The following is a 19,144-nucleotide window of genomic DNA, read 5'->3' on the forward strand; positions in this document are numbered from 1 at the left end:
CTAAAGGGCGTTCCCTACAGTGCGAGCACGGTGATGCAGACCCGCATCGCCGCATCGCGGTGCCCTCGACGCCATGGCCGAGCAGCACCGCGCCCTACCCATCCGCGACCCCGGTCGCACAGGAGAACACCCATGCACATCGCACGCCACACCAAGTCCCTCCACCGCGGGCTCGCCGCCGCGCTGCTCGCCGTCGGCACCTTCGCCAGCCTCGGCAGCGCCGTCGCCGCCGAGCCGGCCGCGCAGAAGCTCCGCGTGCGCGGCACCGTCGTGGCGCTGGCCGGCGAGCAACTGCAGGTCAAGGCGCGCGAGGGCAACACCGTCAGCATCGCGCTCCAGCCCGGCTGGTCGGTCGCTGCAGTCGCCAAGGCCAGCGTGAACGACATCAAACCGGGCGATTACGTCGGCATCGCCTCGCTGCCCAGGTCGGAGGGGGGTGATGGCGCGCTCGAAGTGCTGATCTTCCCGCCGCAGATGAAGGGCGTCGGCGAAGGCAGCTTCGGCTGGGACCTGCAACCCAACAGCTCCATGACCAATGCCACCGTGGCCGATGCGGTCAAGTCTGTGCAGGGCAGCGTGGTGACCGTCAGCTACCACGGCCGGGACAAGAAGATCTCCATCCAGCAGGACACGCCGGTCGTCACGCTGGCGCCGGCCACGGCCGAAGATCTCAAGCCCGGCGCCGTGGTCTTCGTGTCTGCCGAGAAGGCCGCGAACGGTGCCATCCGTTCCGGCCAGGTGATCGTGGGCAAGAACGGCGTCGTGCCGCCGATGTGAGCGCATGGGCCGGCCAAGGTGCGCTGCAGCGCAATTTCCAACCCACCCGATGCATGGACTGTCATGACGTCACCTCTTTCACTCCTGGACGCCATGCACGCCGCCATCAGCCTGGTGCCGGTCGCCGCCGGCCTGTACGGCTTCGTGCGGCATGGCGCGATCGACCCCTGCGCCGCGGTGCAGCTCCGGATGATCCGGACGCGCTGCGCGGGGCGTCCGTAGGACCACGCCATCCGGGCGAGTGCCATGCATCTTCCACCCCAATCCACCACCGCGGCGCACACGCGGCCGGCGCGGCGCCAGCTCATCCGGCGGCATGCGCTGACCGTGCGCATCACCCACTGGCTCAACATGGTGTGCCTGTCTCTGCTGCTGATGAGCGGCCTGCAGATCTTCAACGCGCACCCGCGGCTGTACTGGGGCCGGTCCGGTGCCGATGCGGACGCCGCGTGGATCGCCATCGGTGCCGAGCCGCAGGGCGGTGCCGCGCGGGGCTTCCTCGAGATCGGCCCGCTGCGCATCGAGACCACGGGCGTGCTCGGCGTCTCCGACGAGAACGGCGCGGCGACCGCGCGGGCCTTCCCGGCCTGGCTCACGGTGCCGTCCTACCACGACCTGGGGGCTGGCCGGCGCTGGCACTTCTTCTTCGCCTGGCTGCTGGTGGTCAACGGGCTGGTCTATCTGCTGCACGGGTTCTGGCAGCGGCACTTTCGGCGCGATCTGCTGCCCAGCCGCGACCAACTGGCGCCGGGCCACCTGTGGCAGGAGATCCGCGACCACGCGCGCCTGCGCTTTGCCCGGGGCGAGGCCGCGCGGCGCTACAACGCGCTGCAAAAGCTCAGCTACCTCGGGGTGGTCTTCGGGCTGCTGCCCATGATGGTGCTCACCGGACTCACGATGTCGCCCGGCCTCGACGCAGCCTTCCCGTTCCTGGCCGACCTGTTCGGCGGCCGGGCCTCCGCGCGCAGCCTGCATTTCATCAGCGCCTCGCTGCTCGTGCTGTTCGTCGCCGTGCACGTGGCGATGGTTGTCGCCTCGGGGTTCTGGAACAACCTGCGGTCCATGCTCAGCGGCCGCTACGCGATCACGGTCGATGGAGACAAGCCATGATGAAGCCAACCCAATTCTCTCGCCGCCGCCTGCTGATGGGTCTGACCGCCGGTGTGGGCACCATGGCACTCGCGGGCTGCGATGGCCTCGCCCAGAACGCGCAGGTGGACGGTGTGCTGCGGCAGACGGAGAAGCTGACCTTGCGTGGCCAGCGCCTGCTGTTCGGCCGGCAGGCCCTGGCGCAGGAATTCAGCGAAGCCGACCTCTCGCCGGTGTTCCGTGCCAACGGCACGCAGATGCCGGACTCCGACGCCTACGCGCGTCTGCTGGAGCATGGCTTCGCGGACTGGCGCTTGCAGGTGGACGGCCTGGTGCAGCGCCCGCAGCGCCTGTCCCTGGCCGATCTGCGGCGTTTCGCGTCCCGCACGCAGATCACCCGACACGACTGTGTCGAGGGCTGGAGCGCCATCGGCCAATGGCAGGGCGTGCCGCTCGGCCTCGTGCTCGACGCTGCAGGCGTGAGGCCGGGCGCGCGCTATGTCGTCTTCCACTGCGCGGACGAGCTGGAGCGCACGCTGGACGGCAGCGGCCGTTACTACGAGAGCATCGACCTCGTCGACGCCTACCACCCGCAGACCATCCTGGCCTACGGCATGAACGGCAAGGACCTGCCGGTGGCCCACGGGGCGCCGCTGCGGCTGCGGGTGGAGCGGCAGCTCGGCTACAAGCAGGCGAAGTACCTGATGCGCATCGAGGTCGTCGATGCGTACAGCGGCCTGTGGGGTGGCAAGGGCGGATTCTGGGAGGACCGGGGCTACGAGTGGTACGCGGGCATCTGAGCCACACCGCTGGTAGCGACCGCCGACGCGTGGCTGCTGGCGTGTGTCGCGCCGCCCTTCCATCCGCCCTCCGGCCTGGCACCGAGCGTGCGGATGCCCAGCGCCGCCAGCGCCGCGATCTGCTGCGGATCCGTCGCGGTAGCGATCACCTCGGCCCCCAGATGCTGGCCGAGTCGCGCGCAGGCATGGCCCAGTGGGCGATGCGCTTCACGGCGCTCTGATGTTCCTCAGCGCCCCTGAGACCTCAGCAACGCGTCCAGCCGCGGATAGACGCGCCGCGCATTGCCTTCGAACACGCTGTGCAGATCGCGCGGCCCCAGGCCCTGCACGGCGTCCACGTAGCGGCGGGTGTCGTCGTAGTGGAACCCGGTCCGGGGGTCCACCCCTTTGACGGCACCGTGGATCTCCGAGGCGAACAGCACGTTTTCCACCGGAACCACCTCCAGCAGCAGATCGACGCCGGGTTGGTGGTAGACGCAGGTGTCGAAGAACACGTTGCGCAGCAGCTCCTCCATGGGCGGGCGGCCCAGTTGCTGCGCCAGCCCCCGGTAGCGGCCCCAGTGGTAAGGCACGGCACCACCGCCGTGCGGGATCACCAGGCGCAGTCCCGGGAAGTCCTTGAACACGTCCGATAGCACGAGCTGCATGAACACGGCCGTATCGGCGTTCAGGTAGTGGGCGCCGGTGTGGTGGAAGTTCGGGTTGCACGAGCAGCTCACGTGCACCATGCCGGGCACGTCGAGTTCCACCATCTTCTCGTACAGCGGGTACCAGTGCCGGTCGGTCATCGGCGGGTCGGTCCACATGCCGTCGGTGGGGTCGGGGTTGATGTTGCAGCCGACGAAGCCCAGCTCGGTGACGCAGCGTTCCAGTTCCGCGACGCTGGCCGAGAGTCCCGTGCGCGGCGACTGCGGCAGCTGGCAGACACCCGCGAAGGCGCGCGGGTAGAGCTGCGTCACGCGGTGCACCAGGTCGTTGCAGGCCTGGGTCCAGTGCCGGCTCGTCTCTTCGTTGCCCACGTGGTGCGCCATGGCGCTGGCCATGGGCGAGAGCACGGTCATGTCCACGCCGCGCCCGCGCTGCGTCGCCAGCTGGTTGGGCTCCAGGCTGTCGCGGATCTCGTCGTCGCTGATGCGCACGTCCGGCGCCAGCGCCGGTGCGCCGGGCTCGGCCAGGCGGGCTTTCTGGCGCTGACGGTAGTCACCCAGGGCCTTGGGCGCGGTCGTGTAGTGGCCGTGGCAGTCGATGATCATGGGCTGCCGTCAGTTCAGCTGGATGTTGGCCGCACGGATCACCTTGTCCCATTCGGCGCTTTCCTTGCGCGTGCGGTCCGCCAGTTCCTGCGGCGAACTCAGGTGCAGGTCCACGCCCTGCTCGCGCAAGCGATTCTCGAAATCCTTGTTCGCCGCCAGCTTGGCCAGCGCACTGCCCAACCGGGTGGTCACAGCCGTCGGCAGGCCGGCCGGGCCGTAGATGCCGTACCAGGTCTGGTACTCGAAGCCGGGCACGCCGGCCTGCTTGATCAGCGGGATGTCCTTGTACGCTGGCGAGGGCGAGGCGGCGCTGACCCCGATCACGCGCAGCAGGCCCTTGTCGACCATGCCCTTCATCGAAGGCAGGCTGCTGAACATGGCCTGGACCTGGCCCGACGCCAGGTCCGTCATGGCCTGCGACGAGCCCTTGTAGGCGATGTGGCGGGCCTCGATGCCGGCGGCCCGCATGAACAGTTCGGAGGCGAGATGGGCCAGGCCGCCCACGCCGGCCGATGCGAAGTTCACGCTGCCAGGGTTCGCCTTGGCGTAGTCGGTGAACTCCTTGACCGTCTTCACCGGCAGCTTGCTCGACACGACCAGCACATGCGGGCTGGTGGTCACCATCGCCACGGGCGACAGCTGGGTCAGGATGTCCACGCGCTTGCTGCTCAGCAGCGGCTGGATGACGACGTTGCCCGATGCCGCGAACAGCAGCGTGTGGCCGTCGGCCGGCGACCGCGCCACCGTGTTGGTGGCCGGCACGCCGGCCCCGCCACCCATGTTCTCGACCACCACGCCCTGGCCGAGCTCCTGGCCCAGCGCCTGCGCCATCTCGCGGGCGACGACGTCGGCCGGACCGCCCGCGGCGAACGGCACGATGACGCGGATGGTCTTGTTGGGATAGGAGGCCGGCTGGGCCAGAGTGAGAGAGGTGGCGAGGCCGGCGCAAAGGGCGGCGCAGAGCAGGGCGCGCTTGGTGGGCATGGATGTCTCCGGGATCCGGGCCCGCAACATGGGGCCGTGGCGGCGATGGTAGGAAGCCGTGCCGTGCGCGCCAACACCGTTACGGCAGGCGTAACGCGCGTACCCTCCTCATTCCGGATGCCAGCGCGAACGCAACGCTGCCACGGACACGCCGCCCAGCTTCCAGGAGATCTGCGCCGCGGCCTGCAGCAGGGCCGGTGCGTGGGCACGCAGCTGCGCCTTGGTGAGCCGTTCGACGGGCCCGGACACGCAGAGCGAGCCCAGCACCGCGCGGTTGGCACCGTGCACGGCCGCCGAGATGCTGGCGGCGCCGGCACTGCGTTCACCGCGCGTCACGCTGAAGCCTTTGCGCCGGATCTCGTCGTAGGCTGGGCCTGCTCTGCCGAGCGCAGCCAGGATCACGTGGCCAGCCGAGCCCCTGTCCAACGGCAGCACTTCGCCGGAGCGTACGTGGCGGCGGATGCCGCGGGGCCCTTCGAAGCGCAGCAGGCAGCTGCGGATGTCGGCCTCGTAGACGTAGAAGGAGGCGCTCTCGCCCGTTGCGGCTGACAGGGCCATGAGCTCCGGTTCAATGATGGCGTCGACGTCGAACTGGGCCTGGTAACGCGCGCCGAGCGAGCCGGCGCTGGGGCCGAGCCGCCAGGCACCATCGTTGCGGTACACGAGGAAGCCCTCCGCAGCGAGGGTGCGCGCGAGCCGCAGCACCGTGGGTTTGTGCATGCCCGTGCGGCGTGCCAGCTCGGCCAGTGCGACGAAGCTTTCGTCGCCCGAGAAGGCCTTGAGCACCGCCAGAGCCCGGGAGACCGAAGCGATCTGGCCGGAGAGATCCGTCATCGGGCGGCGCTCACCGGATGGTGCGCCGCGATGGCGCGACGCCATTGCCGAGGGGACGGTCCGAGGCCACCATCCTGGAGGGGGCAGCGCCACCGCTGCAGCGCCGCTTCTGCAACCCTGTCATGCGGCCAAGGATATCCCCGCGGTGGGGCCGTCGACCACGCCGGGGCGGCGCAACCGGCCCGGTGTGCCGACGCACGGAGTGCCACGCGGTCAGAGCCGGCCGCCCGCCGCTGGCGCCGCCGAGGCGTCGGCCGTGCGCACCAGAATCTTCCCGGCCACCCCGCGGCCTTCCAACGCCTGCAGCGCCTGCACCGCTTCGCCCAGCGCGTAGGTGCGGCCGATCAGCGGCCGCAGCACGCCCTGGTTGGCCAGGGCTTCCACGCGCGCGAACACTTCGGCGCGCTGCTGCGGATGGCGGCGCAGGTATTCGCCGGCGCGCACGCCGAAGACGGCCAGGCCCTTGATCAGCGCCCGGTTGGTGGCCAGCGTCGCGATGCGGCCGCTGGCGAATCCCAGCACCAGCAGCCGGCCGCCCCAGGCCACGGCCCGCAGGGATTCGTCGAACACGTCGCCGCCGACCGGATCGACGACCACGTCGACGCCGCGCCCGTCGGTGTGCTGCAGGACCGCGTCCCGAAAGCCGGGCCTGGCACTGAGCGTGCGGATGCCCAGCGCCGCCAGTGCCGCGATCTGCTGCGGATCCGTCGCGGTGGCGATCACCTCGGCCCCGAGATGCTGGCCGAGCCGCGCGCAGGCATGGCCCACACCGCCCCTCGCCCCGTGCACCAGCAGGCGTTCGGACGGCCGCAGCTTGCCGATCACCTCCAGCGCGACCACGGCCGTCAGGCCGGCCACGTGGTGGCAGGCGGCCTCGTCCAGGTTCAGCTGTTCCGGTCGTCGCCGCAGCGCCGTGGCGGGCAGCACGATCTCCTGCGCCAGGGCGCCCGTCTTCTCGTTGAAGCAGACCTCGTCGCCAGGCCGCCAGACCGACACCTGCGCACCGCATTCGAGGACCGTGCCGCTGCCCTCCATGCCCGGCACGAAGGGCAGCTCCGGCTTGAACTGGTAGCCGCCACGGGCCATGAGCAGGTCGGGGAAGTTCAGGCCTGCGCCGTGGATGCGCACCCGCACCTCGGACGGCGCCAGCGCACGGCGTGCCATGGCGCGCAACTGCAGGCCCGACAGGTCGTCGGAGAGCCGGTTGCAAACGAGGGCGAGGTAGGTCGACATGCGCCGGAGCTTAGTGCCCGGGGGCAGGGCGGTGCGTCGTCCATTGCGACGAAAGCGCCGCCCCGTCGCCTGGGTTACAGCAAGCTGCGCATCCGCGCCGCCGCCGCATGCAGGAACGGCAGCTTCTCGCGCGCCTGCGCCAGCGACATGCGCGCCGTGGGCGCATGCACCGCGATCGCGGCCCTCGGCCGCCCCTGGCCATCCAGCACCGGCACGGCCACGGCGATCAGCCCGGCAATGAACTCGCCGCGGTCGTCGGCATGGCCTTGCGCCGCGATCTGCGCGCACTCGGCGCGCAGCGCCTGCGCGTCGGTCAGCGTCTCGGGCGTGAGCCGCTCCAGCACCAGCTGGCCGATCAGCGCATCGCGCTCGGCCGCCGGCATCAGGGCCAGGAACAGCTTGCCGCTGGCCGTGGCGTGCAGCGGCACGTGCGAGCCGACCTCCAGCGTGAGCCGCAGCGGCCAGTGCGCCTCCACGCGGTCCAGGTAGAGCACGCGCACGCCGTCCAGCGTGGTGAAGTTGCAGGTTTCGCCGACCTCTTCGACGAGCCGTGCCAGCACCTCGTGGCGCAGTCCGCGCGCGGCGCCGTGGTTCAGCGTGTCGAAGGCCAGCTGGCCCAGCGCCGGACCGACCACGAAGCTGCGCTCGTCCACGTCGCGCGCCAGAAAGCCGCTGTCCTGCAGCTGGCCGCACAGCCGGTGCACCGTGGGCTTGGGCAACTCCAGCCGCTCGGCCAGCTCGGCCAGCGTGAGCGCATGGCCGGCCTTGGCCACCGTTGCCAACAGGCGCAGGCTGCGGGCTGCGGAGGAATCGGGCGCGGACGAGGGGATGGGCGCTGGCACGGGCTTGCTCAGGGTAATCATGAAGAAACGGAACGTTTCATTCCAAGAATAATCGCCGCCAGTCCATTTCGGAAGAAGACGTTCCGGAAATCCAATGTCCGAGGTGTTCGATCACATTGTCGTGGGTGCCGGCTCCGCTGGCTGCGTGCTGGCGGCGCGGCTGTCCGAGGACCCGGGCACGCGTGTGCTGCTGCTGGAGGCCGGCCCGCCCGACCGCTCGCCCTGGATCCACCTGCCGATCGGCTACGGCAAGACCATGTGGAGTCCCGCGGTGAACTGGTGCTACCACACCGACCCGGACCCGAACATGAATGGCCGGCGCATCTACTGGCCACGCGGCAAGACGCTGGGGGGCAGCAGCTCCATCAACGGGCTGATCTACATCCGCGGCCAGCAGGAGGATTACGACCACTGGGCCGCGCTGGGCAACACCGGCTGGAGCTACGAGGAGGTGCTGCCCTACTTCGTGAAGTCCGAGTGCAACCAGCGTGGCGCGATCCCGCTGCACGGCGATGCCGGGCCGCTGCGCGTGTCGGACATCGGCGCGCGGCACCCGCTCATCGAGGCTTTCATCGCCGGGGCCGGCGAGATCGGCGTGCCCCGCACCGACGATTTCAACGGCGCGCGCCAGGAGGGCGCGGGCTACTACCAGCTGACCACGCACCGCGGCCTGCGCGTCAGCGCGGCCAAGGCCTACCTCAAGCCCGCGCGCGGGCGGCCCAACCTGCGCGTGGAGACCGGCGCTTTCGCGGCCGGCGTGTTGATGGAAGGCAAGCGCGCCGTGGGCGTGCGCTGGCGGCAGAACGGCGTGCTGCGCGCGGCGAAGTGCCGTGGCGAGGTGCTGCTGGCCGCCGGTGCGCTGCAGTCGCCCCAGCTGCTGCAGCTCTCGGGCATCGGCCCGGCCGCGCTGCTGGCCGAGCACGGCATCCCGCTCGTGCACGACGCGCCCGGCGTGGGCGAGAACCTGCAGGACCACCTGCAGATCCGCCTGATCTACGAGTGCACGAAGCCCATCACCACCAACGACCAGTTGCGCAGTGTGTGGGGCCAGGCCCGGCTCGGCCTGCAGTGGCTGCTGGCGCGCAGCGGGCCGCTGGCCGTGGGCATCAACCAGGGCGGCTGCTTCATGCGCGCGCTGCGCGGACCCGACGGCCTGCCCGTGGCGACCACGCCCGACATCCAGTTCCACGTGGCCACGCTGTCGGCCGACATGGCCGGCGGCAAGGTGCATCCGTTCTCGGGATTCACGTTGTCGGTGTGCCAGCTGCGGCCCGAGTCGCGCGGGCGCGTGCGCATCCGTTCGGCCGACCCGTTCGAGCCGCCCTCGATGCAGCCCAACTACCTCGCCACCGCGCTGGACCGGCGCACGGCCGTGGCCGGCATGCAGGCGGCCCGCGCGATCGCGGCCGCGCCCTCGATGCGGCCTTACGTGCGGCGCGAGGTCAAGCCCGGGCCGGACGCCGCGGACGAGGCGGCGCTGCTGGCCTTCTGCCGCGACCACGGCGCGACCATCTTCCACCCCAGCGGCACCTGCCGCATGGGCGTGGACGCAGGCGCGGTGCTGGACCCGCGGCTGCGCGTGCGCGGCACCGAGGCGCTGCGTGTGGTGGACTGCTCGGCCATGCCCACGCTGGTCTCGGGCAACACCCATGCGCCGGCGGTGATGATGGCCGAGAAGGCCGTGGACATGATCCGGGAGGACGCGCGCAGGCGGCCCTGACGGATGGCGGAGCGCGCCCGCCAGCGGACGGCGCGCGGTTCTTCAACGAGCGACGAGAAGGAGACAACCATGGCGAAACTGACACGGCGCGGCGCCCTCGGCGGCGCGGCCTCGGCCCTGGCGGCGGCCGGCCTCGCGGCACCCGCGGTGGCCCGCGCGCAGAGCACGGTGCGCATGAAGATCCAGACGGCGGTGCCCACCTCCAGCATCTACTTCGACCTCATGAAGAAGATGGGCGAGCGCTGCGACAAGATGTCCGGCGGCAAGATCAAGATGGAGATGCTGCCCGACGGCGCGGTGGTCAATGCCTTCGAGATGCTGGACGCGGTGGACAAGGGCGTGGTGGACGGTGGCTACTCGTGGACGCACTACTGGTCGGGCAAGAACACGGCGGCCGGCCTGTTCTCCAACCCGGCGGCCGGTGCCGGCACCGGCATGGACCAGATCTCGCACGTGGCCTGGCTGCTGCAGGGCGGCGGCATGACGCTGTACAAGCGCTTTTACGCCGAGGTGCTCAAGCTCAACATCGAGCCGCTCATGGTGCAGCCCATGGGGCCGGACCCGCTGGGCTGGTTCAAGACGCCCATCGCCTCGCTGGAGGACATGCGCAAGCTCAAGTACCGCGCGCCTCCGGGCCTGGTCGGTGAGATCTTCAAGGAGATGGGCATCAACGCCGTGGCCATGCCGGGCGGCGAGATCGTGCCGGCGGCGCAGCGCGGCGTGATCGACGCGGCCGAGTGGATCGGCCCGGCGGACGACCTGGCACTGGGCTTTCACACGGTGTTCAAGCACTACTACCTGCAAGGCCTGCACCAGTCCACCGACGTGGGCGAGGTGCTCATCAACAAGCGCGTGTGGGACAAGCTTGCGCCCGAGCACAAGGCCATCGTCGAGACCGCGGCGCTGGCCTGCATGACCGAGACCTACAGCTACAACGTGCAGCGCAACGCGCAGGCGCTGCAGAAGATCCAGGGCGAGTTCAAGGTCCAGGTGCACGACACGCCCAAGGACATCTTCCCGGCCTTCATCAAGGCCACCAACCTGGTGTACGACCGCGAGGCCGGCAAGAATCCCTTCTTCAAGGAGGTGCTGGAGTCGCAGCGGCAGTTCGCCAAGCTGGTCGTGCCGTACTGGAACAAGATCGTCGGCCTGTACTACAACCTGGGCATCGATTCGCCCTACAAGTGAACGGCGTGCCGCAGGGCCGCCGGGCGGCTCCGCGGCATCCGGACGGAGGAACGGATGCAAGCCACGGAGACGGGACTGCTGCGCGCCGCGCGCGCGCTCGACCGCGTCGCCATCGTCTCGGGCCACCTCGTGGCCTGGATGATCGTGCCGCTGGTGCTCGCGCTGAGCTACGAGGTCGTGGCGCGCTACTGGTTCAACGCGCCCACCCAATGGGCCTACGACATGACCTTCATGCTGTACGGCAGCTTCTTCATGCTGGGCGCGGCCTACACGCTGCAGCGCAAGGGCCATGTGCGCACCGACAGCTTCTACGCGAACTGGCCGCCGCGGCGCCAGGCAGCCGTGGACCTGGCCGGCTACCTGCTGATGTTCTTCCCCTTCGTGGGCGTGCTGCTGTTCGTGGGCTGGGGCTACTTCTGGAAGGCCTTCGTCACCCACGAAACCTTCGTCAGCAGCTCCTGGCAGCCCATCACCTGGCCGTTCAAGCTGGCGCTGCCGGTGGCGGGCGCGCTGCTGGCGCTGCAGGGCATCAGCGAATGCCTCAAGTGCCTGCACACGCTGCGCAGCGGGGCCTGGCCGGGCCAGGACGCGCCGCCCGAGATCGCCGTATGAGCGACGAAGTCCTCGGCATCGTTGCGCTGCTGGTCCTGTTCGGCGCGATCTTCATCGGCTTTCCGATTTCGTTCACGCTCGGCGCGCTGTCGCTGGCCACGGGCTACATCGCGCTCGGCCCGGTGGTGTTCGACCTGGCCATCCTGCAGACCTTCTCGGTCATGCGCGACACCGTGCTGGCCTCCATCCCCTTCTTCCTGTTCATGGGCTTTCTGCTCGAGCAGTCCGGGCTCATGGAGCGGCTGTTCCGCGGCATCCAGCAGTTGCTGGCCGGCGTGCGCGGCTCGCTGTACATCGCGGTCATCGTCACGGCGACGATCTTCGCGGCCGCCACCGGCATCGTCGGTTCCTCGGTCACGCTGCTGGGCGTGATGGCCGGGCCGTCCATGATCAAGAGCGGCTACGACCCCAAGCTCAGCGCCGGCGCCATCACCGCCGGCGGCACGCTGGGCATCCTGATCCCGCCCAGCGTGATGCTGATCGTGATGGGCCCCGTGGTCGGCGTGCCGGCCACGGACCTGTTCGCCGCCGCGGTGCTGCCGGGCCTGCTGCTGTCCACGCTGTTCCTGGTCTGGTGCCTGCTGCGCTGCTGGCTCAATCCGGCGCTGGGCCCGGCGCTGCCGCCCGAGCTGCGGCCGACCGCGCTGGGGCCGGTGGTCAAGGACCTGGTGCTGGGCGTGCTGCCCGTCATCGTCGTCATCATGGCCACGCTGGGCGTGATCCTGTTGGGCATCGCCACGCCCACGGATGCCGGGGCCGTGGGCTGCGCCGCCACCTTCTTGCTGACCGTGGGATCGGGCCGCATGCGCTGGCCGCAGATCCGAAAGTCCATGCTGCAGACGCTGGAGGTCTCCTGCATGATCCTGTTGCTGGTCGTGGCCAGCAACCTGTTCGGCGCCGTGTTCGCCCGCCTGGGCAGCCCGGAGTTCATGGCCGAGTGGCTGCTGGGCCTGTCGCTGCCGCCCATGCTGATGCTGGGCCTGATCCTGGGCCTGATCTTCGTGCTGGGCTGGCCGCTGGAATGGGTGCCCATCGTGCTGATCGTGGTGCCCGTGGTGCTGCCCATCGTGCAGGCCGCCGGTATCGACCTGCTGTGGTTCTGCACGCTGGTGGCCGTCACGCTGCAGACGGCCTGGCTGTCGCCGCCGGTGGCGCTGTCGGCCTACTTCCTCAAAGGGGTGGTGCCACAGTGGGAGCTCACGCAGATCTATGCCGGCATGCTGCAGTTCATGGGGCTGCAGGTGCTGGCGGTGATCATCCTGATGCTGTTCCCGGCGCTGGCCACCTGGTTGCCGCGCGTGGCGGGCTGAGAAGAGTCGAGGCGCCCCGTCAGCCCGCCGCCAGCACCGCCAGCGCCACCGAGGCGATGCGCGCGCCGGCCGAGTCCGCGCGCGAAGTCACCACCACCGGCACGCGCGCGCCGAGCACCAGGCCGGCGCAGTCGCCGCCGCCCAGGTAGACGAAGCTCTTGTAGAGCATGTTGCCCGCGTTGAGGTCGGGCAGCAGCAGCAGGTCGGCGTCGCCCGGCACCTGGCCTGCGATCTTCTTGATGCGCGCGGCTTCGGCCGAGATCACGTTGTCGAAGCCGAACGGGCCTTCCACGACGGCGCCTGGCCAGGCGCCGGCCTGGGCCTGCGCCACCAGCGCCTGCGCGTCCAGCGTGGCCGGAATGGCCGCCGTGACGGTCTCCACCGCGGCCACGATGCCGACCTTGGGCCGGGGGTTGCCCAGCTTTTGCAGCAGCGCGATGGCATTGCCCAGGATGTCCTGCTTGGTGCGCAGGTCCGGCGCGATGTTGACCACGCAGTCGGCCATCGCCAAGAGCTTGGGGTAGTGCGGCAGGTCGAACAGGAACACATGGCTGATGCGGCGCTCGCCGCGCAGCCCGTTCTCCTTGTGGACCACGGCGGACATCAGCTCGTCGGTGTGCAGCGAGCCCTTCATGAGCACATCGACCTGGCCGTTGCGCGCCAGCCGGGTGGCTTCCAGCGCGGCGGCGGGGCCGCTGTCGGCGGTGTCGACCAGGGCCATGCCGGCCAAGTCCACGTCGGTTGCCTCTGCAGCCTGGGCGATGGCGGCGCGGGGGCCGACCAGCACGGGCTGGCCGATGCCGCTGGCCGCGATGCGCCGGGCCGCATCCAGCGCCAGCGCATCGCAGGGGTAGACCAGACCGATGCGCGGCAACCGCGCGGCGGCGCCGGCACGGGCCCGCGCGATCAGCGCGGCCAGGCGCGGATGGGCCTGGAGGTCGGGAAGGGGCTGCACGCGTCCCCTCCCGGCGTCAGACGTAGTCCTTGTACTTGTCCAGGAAGCGGACCGGCTTGCTCAGCGCATCGCGGCGGAACGGGTCGCCCAGTTCGCGCGTGCACATGATCTCGATGACGCAGGTCTTCTTCTCGTTCATCTGCAGATCGATCGCCTTTCTGAGCGCGGCGCCCACCTGGGCCAGATCGTCGACCACGATGCCTTCTGCGCCCATGCTCTGCGCGATGCCCGCGAAGCTCGGGCTCTCCAGCTCGCCGGCGACGAAGCGGCGGTTGTAGAAGTCCACCTGGTTCTTCTTCTCCGCGCCCCATTGCCGGTTGTGGAACACCACGGCCGTGACCGGGATGCCGTGGCGCACGGCCGTCATGATCTCGGTCATGCTCATGGCCCAGGCGCCGTCGCCCGCGTAGGCGATGGCCGGGCGGTCCGGGCAGGCCAGCTTGGCGCCGATCATGGTGGGCAGCGAGTAGCCGCAGTTGCCGAAACTCATGGGCGCGAAGAAGCTGCGCGGCTCCTCGAAGCGCAGGTAGCTGTTGGACACCGCGTTGATGTTGCCGATGTCGGTGGACACCATCACGCGCGGCGGCATGGCCTTCTCCAGCTCGCGCAGCACCTGGCGCGGGCTCAGGTACTGGCCGCCGTTGAAGGTCTTCTCGCCCTTGGCCTCTTCGATCATGTCCTGGCTGAAGGCGTCGCGCTCCTGCGTCCACTCGGTCAACTCCTTCTCCCAGGCGGCCTTCTCGGCGGCGATCTTCTGGGCGCGCTCGCCCTTGGTGGCGTCGCAGGCCAGGGTCTGGCCGCCGATGCGCGCGAGCAGCGCCTTGGCCACGGCCTTGGCGTCGCCGTGGATGCCCACGTGGATCTTCTTGACCAGGCCCAGGTTGGTGTGGTCGGCCTCCACCTGGATGATCTTGGCGTCCTTGGGCCAGTAGTCCATGCCGTGCTGGGGCAGGGTGCCGAAGGGCCCCATGCGCGAGCCCAGCGCGATGACCACGTCGGCCTGGCTGATCAGCTTCATGGCGGCCTTGCTGCCCTGGTAGCCCAGCGGGCCGGCCCACAGCGGGTGGCTGGCGGGGAAGCTGTCGTTGCGCAGGTAGCCGTTGCAGACGGGGGCGCCCAGGCGCTCGGCCAAGGCCTTGGTCTCCTCGACCGCATCGCCCAGCACCACGCCGCCGCCGGCCAGGATCACGGGGAACCTGGCCTTGGCCAGAAGCTCGGCCGCGGCCGCCATGCTCATCTCGCCGCCCGCACCGCGCTCCACGCGCATGGGCTTGGGGATCTCGCACTGGATCTCGCCGTAGAAGTAGTCGCGCGGGATGTTCAGCTGCGTGGGCGCCATCTCGCTCATCGCCCGGTCGAAGCAGCGCGCGGTGAACTCGGCCATGCGCTTGGGGTTGGTCACATGGCCCTGGTACTTGGTGAACTCCTGGAACATCGGCAACTGGTTGGCTTCCTGGAAGCCGCCCAGGCCCATGCCCATGGTGCCGGTTTCGGGCGTGATCATGACGACCGGGCTGTGCGCCCAGTAGGCCGCGGCGATGGCCGTCACGCAGTTGCTGATGCCCGGGCCGTTCTGGCCGATCACCACGCCGTGCCGGCCGCTGGCGCGGGCGTAGCCGTCGGCCATGTGGGCCGCGCCCTGCTCGTGCACCACCGGGATCAGCGTGATGCCGGCCGGCGCGAAGATGTCCATCGCGTCCATGAAGGCCGAGCCCATGATGCCGAAGATGTGGCGCACGCCGTTGGCGACCATGGTTTCGACGAAGGCTTCGGAAGGCGTCATCTTCTGCACGCCGGCAACGACGCTGCGGCCGTCGGTGGTGGTCTGGCTCATGGGAGTCTCCGGTAAAAGCGGGTGGGTCGAATCGCCCGCGGATTCTGAAAGCACCGCCGAAAAACGTCAACAAATTTCGAAAATCGAAACTTATTGGTCCGAATAACGGAATATGAGAACATCCAGCACCATGCACATCGTTCCCCCCTCCCTGCCCGCCGGCAGCGCGGCCGAGCTTGCCGGCGACACGCCCACGATGCGCTTGTTCGCGCTGCTGGAGGTGATCGCCGCACGCGACCAGTTGTTCACGCTGCAGTCCCTGGTCGACGAGACCGGGCTGCCCAAGCCCACGCTGCACCGCATGCTGCAGCAGCTCGAAGGCGCCGGCCTGCTGCAGCGCGAGGGCGATGGGCGCCACTACGGCACCGGCGTGCGGCTGCGCCGCCTGGCCGAGAACCTGCTGCGCAACGACACCTTCCACGGCGCGCGCCATGCGGTGCTGCGCCGGCTCGTGGAGGAGGTGGGCGAGAGCTGCAACATCACGGCGCTGGCCGGCGACGAGGTGGTCTACCTCGACCGGGTGGAGACCGCGGCGCCGCTGCGCTTCTACCTGGCGCCCGGTTCGCGCGTGCCGGCGCACTGCTCGGCCAGCGGCAAGCTGCTGCTGGCGCAGATGAGCCCGGCGCAGCGCCAGCGCCTGCTGGGCCATGCGCCGCTGATGGCCTACACGCCCAAGACCGTGACCGACCTGGCCCAGCTGGAAACCGCGCTCAAGGCCGTGCGCCGCGCCGGCCATGCGCTGGACGACGAGGAGTTCCTGCCCGGCCTGCTGTGCGTGGCCGTGCTGGTGCCCTCGGACAGCGGCCGCTCCAACCTGTGCGTGGCCGTGCAGGCCCCCGTGATGCGGCTGCCGCGCGACAAGGCCGAGAGCGTGCTGCCCGCGCTGCGGCGCGCGGCCCAGGCGCTGGCCGACATCGAGCACGCCGTGCCGCGCCAACATGCGGCCGAGACGCTGCCATGACCGACGAACCGGGCCTCGTCCCCGACACCCAGGTCAGCGTGCGCGAGGTCTTCGGCCTGGACAGCGCGCTGCGTGTGCCCGCCTTCCGCACGGCCGACGCCCATGTGCCCGAGATCGACCCGGCCTACCGCTTCCAGCACGACGTGACGCTGGCGCTGCTGGCTGGCTTCGCGCACAACCGGCGCGTGCTGGTGCAAGGCCTGCATGGCACGGGCAAATCCAGCCACATCGAGCAGGTGGCGGCGCGGCTGAACTGGCCCTGCCTGCGCGTGAACCTGGACGGGCACGTGGGCCGGCTCGACCTGATCGGCCGCGATGCCGTGGTGCTCAAGGATGGCCAGCAGGTCACCGAATTCCAGCCCGGCATCCTGCCCTGGGCCCTGCAGCGGCCCGTGGCCCTGGTGTTCGACGAGTACGACGCGGGCCGGCCCGACGTGATGTTCGTGATCCAGCGGGTGCTGGAGCAGGGCGGCCGGCTCACGTTGCTGGACCAGAACACCGTGCTCACGCCGCACCCGGCGTTCCGCCTGTTCGCCACCGCCAACACCGTGGGCCAGGGCAACCTCAACGGCCTGTACCACGGCGTGCAGCGGCTCAACCACGCGCAGATCGACCGCTGGAACATCGTCGCCGCGCTCGACTACCTGCACCCGGCCGAGGAAGAGGCCATCGTGCTGGCCCGCGTGCCGGCGCTGGGCGACGAGGCCGGCCGCCGCCTGGTGGCGCAGATGGTGGCGCTGGCCGGGCTCACGCGCAAAGGCTTCGCGGCGGGCGACGTGTCCACGCTGATGTCGCCGCGCACCGTGATCACCTGGGCCGAGAACCTGCAGATCTTCGGCGACGTGGCGCTGGCGTTCCGGCTCTCCTACGCCAACAAGTGCGACGAGGCCGAGCGCCCCGTCGTGGCCGAGTACTTCCAGCGCTGCCTGGACCGCGAGCTGGAACCGTCGGGCGCCCCATGACCCCGCGGCACTGGCCCGCGCCACCGCGCGCCGACGCCGCCGGCGTGCCGCCGACGCCGCCGCAGCTCGCGCGCTGGCACGAACAGGTGGAGGAACTCAGCGCCGGCGCCATCCGCGCGCTGAGCGGCGAGGCCGACCTGCACTACCGCGGCCGGCGCCTGCACCGCGGCCGCCAACCGCTGCCGCTGTTCGGGCCGCACCTGGCGCCGGCGCTGGAGCAGGGTGACGACGCCGGCTCCTTCCGCGGCGCGGCCGACGGCATCGCGCTGCGGCTGGCCCACAGCGATGCGGCCCTGCACCGGCGCCTCTGCCCGCAGCCACCGGTGGAGCGGCTGCTGTTCGAGCTGCTGGAGCAGCTGCGCTGCGAGTCGCTCGCCGATCCCGCCATGCCCGGCGTGGCGCGCAACCTGCGCCACCGCTTCGACGCCTGGTCGCGCGCCTACCACCATGCGCGGCTCAACGAGACCACGCGCGGCATGCTGCTCTACACCGTGGCCCAGATCGGCCGCTCGCGCGTGACGGGCGAGCCGGTCATGGAGGAGACGGAAGACCTCATCGAAGGCACGCGCGCCGAACTCGTGCCGCAGCTGGGCACCGACCTGGCCGGCCTGCGCCGCCAGCGCCGCGACCAGGCCGCCTACGCGCAGCATGCGCTGGCCATCGCGCGCGCCGTGGCCGCCATGCTGGCGCACGGTGCCGAGGCGGCCGAGCAGCAGGCTGCCGAGCGCGAAGGCGATGACGAAGACAACGCCGCCGGCTTCCGCGTGCTGATGGACTTCGACCCGCCGGCCGGCGAGGCCGGCCGCCTGGCCCAGGCCGGCGATGCCCGCGTGCTCGAAGGCGGATCCGAGGCCTACCGGGTCTTCACGCGCGCCTACGACCGCGAGGTGGCCGCCGCCGCCCTGGTGCGCCCCGACGCACTGCGCGAACTGCGCGAGCGGCTGGACGCGCGCATCGCGCGCCAGGGCGTGCAGCTGCCCTGGCTGGTGCGCGCGCTGCAAGCCCTGCTGGCGCGCCCGCGCGAGGACGGCTGGCACGATGGTCAGGAGGAAGGCCTGCTCGACGGCCGCCGCCTGGCCCGGCTGGTGGCGCAGCCGACCGAGCGCCGGCTGTTCCGCGCCGCGCGCGACCAGCCGCTCGCAGACTGCGCCGTCACGCTGCTGCTCGATTGTTCGGCCTCGATGAAGGAGCATGCCGAGTGGACGGCCATGCTGGCCGACGTGCTGGCCCGTGCGCTGGAGCGCATCGGCGCGCGCTGCGAGGTGCTGGGCTTCACCACGGGCGCCTGGAACGGCGGCCGTGCCCAGCGCGACTGGCAGCGCGCCGGCCGGCCCGCGCGGCCGGGCCGGCTCAACGAGCTGTGCCACATTGTGTTCAAGGACGCGGCCACACCCTGGCGCCGTGCGCGGCCCGGCCTCGCCGCGCTGCTCAAGCCTGACCTGTTCCGCGAAGGCGTGGACGGCGAGGCCCTGCAGTGGGCCGCCGGCCGGCTTGCCGCGCTGGACTCCGACCGGCGCATCCTGCTGGTCTTCTCCGACGGCTGCCCCATGGACGGCGCCACGCGCCTGGCCAACGGCGCCCACTGTCTGGACCGCCACCTGCAGCAGGTGGCGCAGCGCATCGAGCAGCAGGGGCGGATCGCGCTCTACGGCGTGGGGGTCGGGCTGGACCTGAGCCCCTATTACGCGGCCAGCCATGTGCTGGACCTGGCCCACGCTGGCGCGGGCAACGCGGTGTTCCGCGAAGTGGTGGGGGTGCTGGGCGGGCGGGGGCGGCGCTGACGGGCCTGC

Annotated in this window: 18 protein-coding genes; 11 read left to right on the forward strand and 7 right to left on the reverse strand. The window is 70.7% G+C overall.

The features are described from left to right. Nucleotides 1-132: 132 nt before the first annotated feature. The 4 genes from IE209_RS08410 to IE209_RS08420 all read left to right on the forward strand — a co-directional run bounded on the left by IE209_RS08410 (nucleotide 133) and on the right by IE209_RS08420 (nucleotide 2,666). Nucleotides 133-777, forward strand: coding sequence for a hypothetical protein (locus IE209_RS08410; RefSeq protein ID WP_189686514.1), 645 nt, complete (start codon nucleotides 133-135; stop codon nucleotides 775-777). Between the two features lie 93 nt (nucleotides 778-870). Beyond that, a complete protein-coding gene (locus IE209_RS34180) occupies nucleotides 871-999 on the forward strand; it encodes a hypothetical protein (RefSeq protein WP_268245956.1) in 129 nt (42 codons plus the stop codon). 24 nt (nucleotides 1,000-1,023) lie between these two features. Next, a complete protein-coding gene (locus IE209_RS08415; protein WP_189686515.1) occupies nucleotides 1,024-1,887 on the forward strand; it encodes a cytochrome b/b6 domain-containing protein in 864 nt (287 codons plus the stop codon). Further along, nucleotides 1,887-2,666, forward strand: a complete 780-nt coding sequence (locus IE209_RS08420; protein WP_189686516.1) for a molybdopterin-binding protein — start codon at nucleotides 1,887-1,889, stop codon at nucleotides 2,664-2,666. Before IE209_RS08415 ends, IE209_RS08420 begins: the two co-directional genes overlap by 1 nt. A gap of 227 nt (nucleotides 2,667-2,893) precedes the next feature. Here the strand turns inward: IE209_RS08420 and IE209_RS08425 are convergent, their stop codons facing one another. From IE209_RS08425 to IE209_RS08445, 5 genes are all read right to left on the reverse strand, one after another. Next, on the reverse strand, nucleotides 2,894-3,919 hold the full coding sequence (locus IE209_RS08425; RefSeq protein ID WP_145548903.1) for an amidohydrolase family protein: 1,026 nt from the start codon (nucleotides 3,917-3,919) through the stop codon (nucleotides 2,894-2,896). A gap of 9 nt (nucleotides 3,920-3,928) precedes the next feature. Continuing rightward, nucleotides 3,929-4,903, reverse strand: a complete 975-nt coding sequence (locus IE209_RS08430) for a Bug family tripartite tricarboxylate transporter substrate binding protein (RefSeq protein ID WP_189686517.1) — start codon at nucleotides 4,901-4,903, stop codon at nucleotides 3,929-3,931. 108 nt (nucleotides 4,904-5,011) lie between these two features. Beyond that, nucleotides 5,012-5,737 (reverse strand): IclR family transcriptional regulator, encoded by a 726-nt coding sequence (locus IE209_RS08435; RefSeq protein ID WP_229882753.1) that lies wholly within the window; start codon nucleotides 5,735-5,737, stop codon nucleotides 5,012-5,014. A gap of 213 nt (nucleotides 5,738-5,950) precedes the next feature. Further along, nucleotides 5,951-6,970: an NADPH:quinone oxidoreductase family protein gene (locus IE209_RS08440; protein WP_189686519.1), complete on the reverse strand. Its 1,020-nt coding sequence runs from the start codon at nucleotides 6,968-6,970 to the stop codon at nucleotides 5,951-5,953. A 74-nt stretch (nucleotides 6,971-7,044) separates the two neighbouring features. After that, nucleotides 7,045-7,833: an IclR family transcriptional regulator gene (locus tag IE209_RS08445; RefSeq protein ID WP_189686520.1), complete on the reverse strand. Its 789-nt coding sequence runs from the start codon at nucleotides 7,831-7,833 to the stop codon at nucleotides 7,045-7,047. Between the two features lie 73 nt (nucleotides 7,834-7,906). On the opposite strand from IE209_RS08445, the gene IE209_RS08450 reads away from it, so the two are divergent. The 4 genes from IE209_RS08450 to IE209_RS08465 all read left to right on the forward strand — a co-directional run bounded on the left by IE209_RS08450 (nucleotide 7,907) and on the right by IE209_RS08465 (nucleotide 12,642). Beyond that, the gene (locus tag IE209_RS08450; protein ID WP_189686521.1) at nucleotides 7,907-9,532 is read left to right on the forward strand and encodes a GMC family oxidoreductase; all 1,626 of its coding nucleotides are present in this window, start codon (nucleotides 7,907-7,909) and stop codon (nucleotides 9,530-9,532) included. A 69-nt stretch (nucleotides 9,533-9,601) separates the two neighbouring features. Beyond that, a complete protein-coding gene (locus IE209_RS08455; RefSeq protein WP_189686522.1) occupies nucleotides 9,602-10,720 on the forward strand; it encodes a TRAP transporter substrate-binding protein in 1,119 nt (372 codons plus the stop codon). A 54-nt stretch (nucleotides 10,721-10,774) separates the two neighbouring features. Beyond that, nucleotides 10,775-11,332, forward strand: a complete 558-nt coding sequence (locus IE209_RS08460) for a TRAP transporter small permease subunit (RefSeq protein WP_189686523.1) — start codon at nucleotides 10,775-10,777, stop codon at nucleotides 11,330-11,332. After that, entirely contained in the window at nucleotides 11,329-12,642 is a 1,314-nt protein-coding gene (locus IE209_RS08465; protein ID WP_189686524.1) for a TRAP transporter large permease, read from the forward strand. Before IE209_RS08460 ends, IE209_RS08465 begins: the two co-directional genes overlap by 4 nt. A gap of 19 nt (nucleotides 12,643-12,661) precedes the next feature. Here the strand turns inward: IE209_RS08465 and IE209_RS08470 are convergent, their stop codons facing one another. Together IE209_RS08470 and xsc are read right to left on the reverse strand one after the other, a co-directional pair. Then, nucleotides 12,662-13,597, reverse strand: a complete 936-nt coding sequence (locus IE209_RS08470; RefSeq protein ID WP_189686525.1) for a bifunctional enoyl-CoA hydratase/phosphate acetyltransferase — start codon at nucleotides 13,595-13,597, stop codon at nucleotides 12,662-12,664. Nucleotides 13,598-13,613: 16 nt separating this feature from the next. After that, the gene (gene xsc, locus IE209_RS08475) at nucleotides 13,614-15,431 is read right to left on the reverse strand and encodes a sulfoacetaldehyde acetyltransferase (protein WP_189686526.1); all 1,818 of its coding nucleotides are present in this window, start codon (nucleotides 15,429-15,431) and stop codon (nucleotides 13,614-13,616) included. Between the two features lie 130 nt (nucleotides 15,432-15,561). Between xsc and IE209_RS08480 the strand changes: the two genes are divergently transcribed. From IE209_RS08480 to IE209_RS08490, 3 genes are read left to right on the forward strand one after another with little or no spacing between them, the layout of a single operon-like run. After that, nucleotides 15,562-16,392 (forward strand): IclR family transcriptional regulator, encoded by an 831-nt coding sequence (locus IE209_RS08480; RefSeq protein ID WP_189686527.1) that lies wholly within the window; start codon nucleotides 15,562-15,564, stop codon nucleotides 16,390-16,392. Then, nucleotides 16,389-17,354, forward strand: a complete 966-nt coding sequence (locus IE209_RS08485) for an AAA family ATPase (RefSeq protein ID WP_189686528.1) — start codon at nucleotides 16,389-16,391, stop codon at nucleotides 17,352-17,354. The genes IE209_RS08480 and IE209_RS08485 overlap by 4 nt, the downstream gene beginning before the upstream one ends. Continuing rightward, on the forward strand, nucleotides 17,351-19,135 hold the full coding sequence (locus IE209_RS08490; protein WP_189686529.1) for a cobaltochelatase CobT-related protein: 1,785 nt from the start codon (nucleotides 17,351-17,353) through the stop codon (nucleotides 19,133-19,135). Before IE209_RS08485 ends, IE209_RS08490 begins: the two co-directional genes overlap by 4 nt. Nucleotides 19,136-19,144 lie beyond the last annotated feature (9 nt).

Origin of the sequence: Pseudorhodoferax aquiterrae (genome assembly GCF_014652235.1) — a bacterium.
In the GTDB taxonomy this organism is placed as follows: Bacteria; Pseudomonadota; Gammaproteobacteria; order Burkholderiales; family Burkholderiaceae_C; genus Pseudorhodoferax; species Pseudorhodoferax aquiterrae.